This is a genomic window from uncultured Legionella sp. (assembly GCF_937871865.1).
Lineage (GTDB): Bacteria > Pseudomonadota > Gammaproteobacteria > Legionellales > Legionellaceae > Legionella.
Genome location: NZ_CALMPD010000259.1, coordinates 1 through 4,158, shown reverse-complemented (window position 1 = coordinate 4,158; position 4,158 = coordinate 1). Strand labels below are relative to the sequence as shown.

Here is a 4,158-nt window from a genome sequence, read left to right as displayed (position 1 = left end):
CCAGCCTCGTGGGGTTGGGATGAATAAATCATCATTACGTAATTTTGTTTGAGTAGGCTGGCGCTAAACGAAGTGCAGCCCAGCAGGGGGCAATGTCTTTTTGGTGGTTCTCTTCTTCAAGCCGACCGCATATCGGCTTCGCTATTTGGATTGAATACGTAGTGGTTTGAGTAGGCTGGTGCTAAACGAAGTGCTGCCAGTAGGGTTAATGTTTTTGGTGGTTTGCTTCTTCATGCAGATTGCACCGGGCTACCAGCCAACATAATGTTTGGAACAGGGCGTGGTTTTGTTTGTAATGTTTAAAAATATAGAGAGGTACTGCACCCAAACAAAAAATGCGTTCTTAGGTGCAGTATAATTGATGAGATTAGAAACTGCGGAGTCGATAACTATCCTCTTCATTATCTTCAGCAACTGCTTCGATAATACTCATAATTGGTCTGGTTACCAAGCTTGCAGTACTAAAAGTAAGATTAAGAAGCTGAGCAACAAATGAACTTAGTATATAGTCAATGTTGTCTACAAAATCATCAAGCTCATTAGAGGTTTGGCTATCTAATAAATCTTTTGAATCTTGTTGGTTAAGAGTCCAATAATAGGCTGCTGCCATTAAAGAAGCGGTAGCATTGAATATATGAATCGCTGCATCAAGTGCAAAAGCTGCATCTAATATTGTGTAGTCCAGAATTGGAGTTACAATGAATGCAAGGTAATCTGATTCTTTCTCTTTAGTCTTTTGAATTGGTTGAAACATGCTCAACAAACGATGTCCTGTTGATTCAAAAGGTTTTCCTCTTAACAGAGGTTTGATAATTTGAGCCATTTGATATCTCTCTTGTAGTATTAAATGTCGCAGCAAGAATATCATGGAATTATTAAGGAATCCTTAAGGTCAAATTTTTTTCAAATAAATCATCTTTGTGTCAAAAAAAATTAAAGGAGAACGAGAGATTAATAATCTTATATATGGTCCTCATCTTAAATACCCAGAGAATTTTCTATTTCGAATTATCAGGTAAGTCCAGACGCTCTATTTTTATCCCTATTGGGCTCATTTAATCTTGTGTTCTGCTCGTCAATTTTATGAGTTAAACAATGCGGGTGACTTCATCATGATTGACAAATTCTCGAGCCTTTAAGAGACCTAAGAAGGGGATTCGAGTAAAGTTATTGGATTTATCAACAAAGAACAGCCATAATTTATCTTGAAATAAAGCAATCTAAATAGAACACTTTAAGAAGTTAATCTGCTGTATGACATTCTGATTAAAACTACTTGATAGGAATATTAAATGGCTGATCGCCTCAAAGCTTTGAGCGTTATTGCTGTACTTTCTTCTGTGTGTTCTTTTTCAGTATATTCTGATGAGATGTCATTTCCATGTAAGGATAATGAATCAAATTTTGATTTTGAATTAAAGCAGCCACTGACGAATAATCAATTTGTTAAGGGCTGGGGGCTTAAACCTAATACTTTGCAGATAAACCCTGAATTTTCAGTATGCATGAATAGTAAGGTGATTAATTGGAAATGGGAACGTTTGCTTGCTTCTGCTGATTATTGGGTTAAACAAAAACTAAATTATTGTCATCATTACCTTCCTGATTATTCTACCCCTTTAATAGATCGAGATGCTGAACTGCATCAAGGTGGATACTGCAGTACAGCTAAAAATATTATGCCTGGTTCCTTTTATTATCAGCAACAAGCACGATGGAATTATAAAGGTACTGGTTCTGAAACAATTGATAATTGGCTCCATAATACTATGTGGTATGGCATGGACTGCAGCAATTACACTGCCTTTATATATAATTTTGCTTTTGGTTTGAGATTTAGCAGTAATACAAAATTTCAGGCGGGTCAGAGAACAGATAAATCTCAAAATAATTTATCACCCAATCAACAATCAGATATTAATGTTCTAGATAACCCTGGTGCTGCTGGAAAATTAGTATGTCGAGATAATACTGTAGAGATAGAACATTCTTGCAAGAATCACGGTGGCTATTTATCTGTTATTGATGCATTCGGAGTTAAGCATCCAGGGAGTATTCAAAGCTCTGATTTAGCCGGATTGCATCCAGGAGATTTATTGTTTATTGCCACTTCTCGATCCGGAGCTGCTAATCCTTTAGCTGTAATACATGTGGTTATGTGGACAGGGAAGCAAGTAGGGCTTGGAGCAAATGATATTCATCCTGATCAAATCGCTCCGAATAAATTTTGTCCGCAAAAGGACTGGATGCCACATTCTGGTGATTGGATTATTACTGACAGTCATTATCAAGGTCCTGATTATCGAGTTATTACTCCGTGTTATTATTTAAATAACCTATGGGGGGTTAGACGGGTAGTTTTCTAAAAGTAATGGTGTCCTTTCAATTTCTCTTAAAATCACCCATTGTGCCTTTCTAGCTTATTTACCCAATTAATGTTTTAATTGGCGAAGTTATTTATTGATAAACATCTCCGACATAAACGATGATATTACTAATACTGTTTTAGTGATTAAATTTAATTACCACTACAGCCGTGGAGTTCGAGCACTTAGCCTTGCTTTATGAATGGAGATCTTGATCTAAAAGGTATGATATTTAATATGATTCGACTTGGATTTATAACAGCTCTCTTATGTTCCTTTGTTATTTCAAGCTGTTTTGCTGGAAACAAACAAATTGCGATTACTATCGATGATTTGCCATTCAGAAGTGGAGAAGAACATTTTTATAAAATAAGAGATGTACTTTTAAAACATAAGGCGCCAGCTATTGGGTTTGTCGTAGCTGAATGGGTTAATGACAACACTATTCCTCAATTGAATGCTTTAAAAGCAGATGGTTTTTTGATAGGAAGCCACTCCTATTCGCATAGAAGTTTAAGAGAGATACCTGCGGATGAATATATAGAAGATATCGCCAAGGCTGATTCAATTCTTGCTCCTTATATGACCAGCCCTAAATATTATCGTTATCCCTATCTTGCAGAAGGACGGTGGTGGTGGGTTAGAAACAAGGTGTACGATTATTTACGTGAACACGACTATGTTAAAGCTCCGGTCACTATAGACAGCCGTGATTTTCTATTTGATGTTGCTTCAACAGAGAGCGAGTCTAAAATTGCAGAAATCAAAAAAAACTATATCGATTTTGTATGGTCTAAAACCCAAAAAACTGAAAGTAGTGGCAAAAAACAAATTTTATTAATTCATGCAAATTTGTTGAATAGCTATAGTCTGGATGATTTGTTAACCATGTTTGAATCTCATGGTTATGAATTCATCAGTTTACCTGAAGCACTTAAATAAAGGACGACTCTAATTTTTATGTTGGGGATATTAGAACAAATTCCCGAATAGGTTAGAGTTAAATAGAATAACTACTATTAATAATTTATGTAATGATTATGAATAATTTAATCCATGATATCAGACCCGCTACTGTTGATGATGCAGAAGCTATTGCTGTCAATCATATTCTGTCATGGCAGGGGATGTATAAGGACTTCATTCCTGAGTCTATTTTGCAGGAATTATCTATTCCAGATAGAACACAACAATGGCGTGATTTGATCAACCAAAATGTGAAAGTATTGGTAATTGAAGTTGCGGATAAAATAGTAGGATTTGCCAGTATTTGCGCTTTTCGAGATGATATTCGGAATGGAGAGAATGGGGAGATCAGTGCTATTTATTTGCACCCTGATTATTGGCGCTTAGGATTGGGTACCAAACTGTGTCTCGCTGCTTTAGATGAATTATCTTTGTCAGGATACAAAACTATTTATCTTTGGGTTTTATCTGATAACCATCAAGCACATAAGTTTTATGAATCTTTAGGTTTTCAAGCTACTGATTCAACTAAAATGGAAGAGTTTTATATTGGTGGGGCTTTGTTAGAGGAAACTCTTTATAAAAGAGAGCTGTTATCTAAAGACTAAATGATAAAACCAGCCTTTAAACGCTGGTTTTTGCATTAGATTTGTTGGAATTAATTAAATCTCCCAGATTGAAAAAGATTGGGAGTCATCCAATGGAACAATAGGTTGTTTTTTCTCTCTTTTCTGCATAAAAGAATTTATTTGCTGATCTTCAATATCGAAAATTGACGTGCTTTAATAGAAGCACACACCCGGTTAAGATCGTAATCTTAAGCTGG

The 4,158-nt window shown here is 35.7% G+C and carries 4 protein-coding genes; 3 read left to right on the top strand and 1 reads right to left on the bottom strand.

The window, feature by feature from the left end; all coding sequences use genetic code 11:
* Positions 1-367: 367 nt before the first annotated feature.
* A complete protein-coding gene (locus tag Q0495_RS14070; protein WP_298627423.1) occupies positions 368-823 on the bottom strand; it encodes a hypothetical protein in 456 nt (151 codons plus the stop codon).
* 469 nt (positions 824-1,292) lie between these two features.
* On the opposite strand from Q0495_RS14070, the gene Q0495_RS14065 reads away from it, so the two are divergent.
* From Q0495_RS14065 to Q0495_RS14055, 3 genes are all read left to right on the top strand, one after another.
* On the top strand, positions 1,293-2,366 hold the full coding sequence (locus Q0495_RS14065) for a hypothetical protein (RefSeq protein WP_298627421.1): 1,074 nt from the start codon (positions 1,293-1,295) through the stop codon (positions 2,364-2,366).
* A gap of 237 nt (positions 2,367-2,603) precedes the next feature.
* Positions 2,604-3,308 (top strand): polysaccharide deacetylase family protein, encoded by a 705-nt coding sequence (locus Q0495_RS14060; RefSeq protein WP_298627420.1) that lies wholly within the window; start codon positions 2,604-2,606, stop codon positions 3,306-3,308.
* Between the two features lie 98 nt (positions 3,309-3,406).
* Positions 3,407-3,940, top strand: coding sequence for a GNAT family N-acetyltransferase (locus tag Q0495_RS14055; protein ID WP_298627418.1), 534 nt, complete (start codon positions 3,407-3,409; stop codon positions 3,938-3,940).
* The last annotated feature ends 218 nt before the right edge of the window (positions 3,941-4,158 follow it).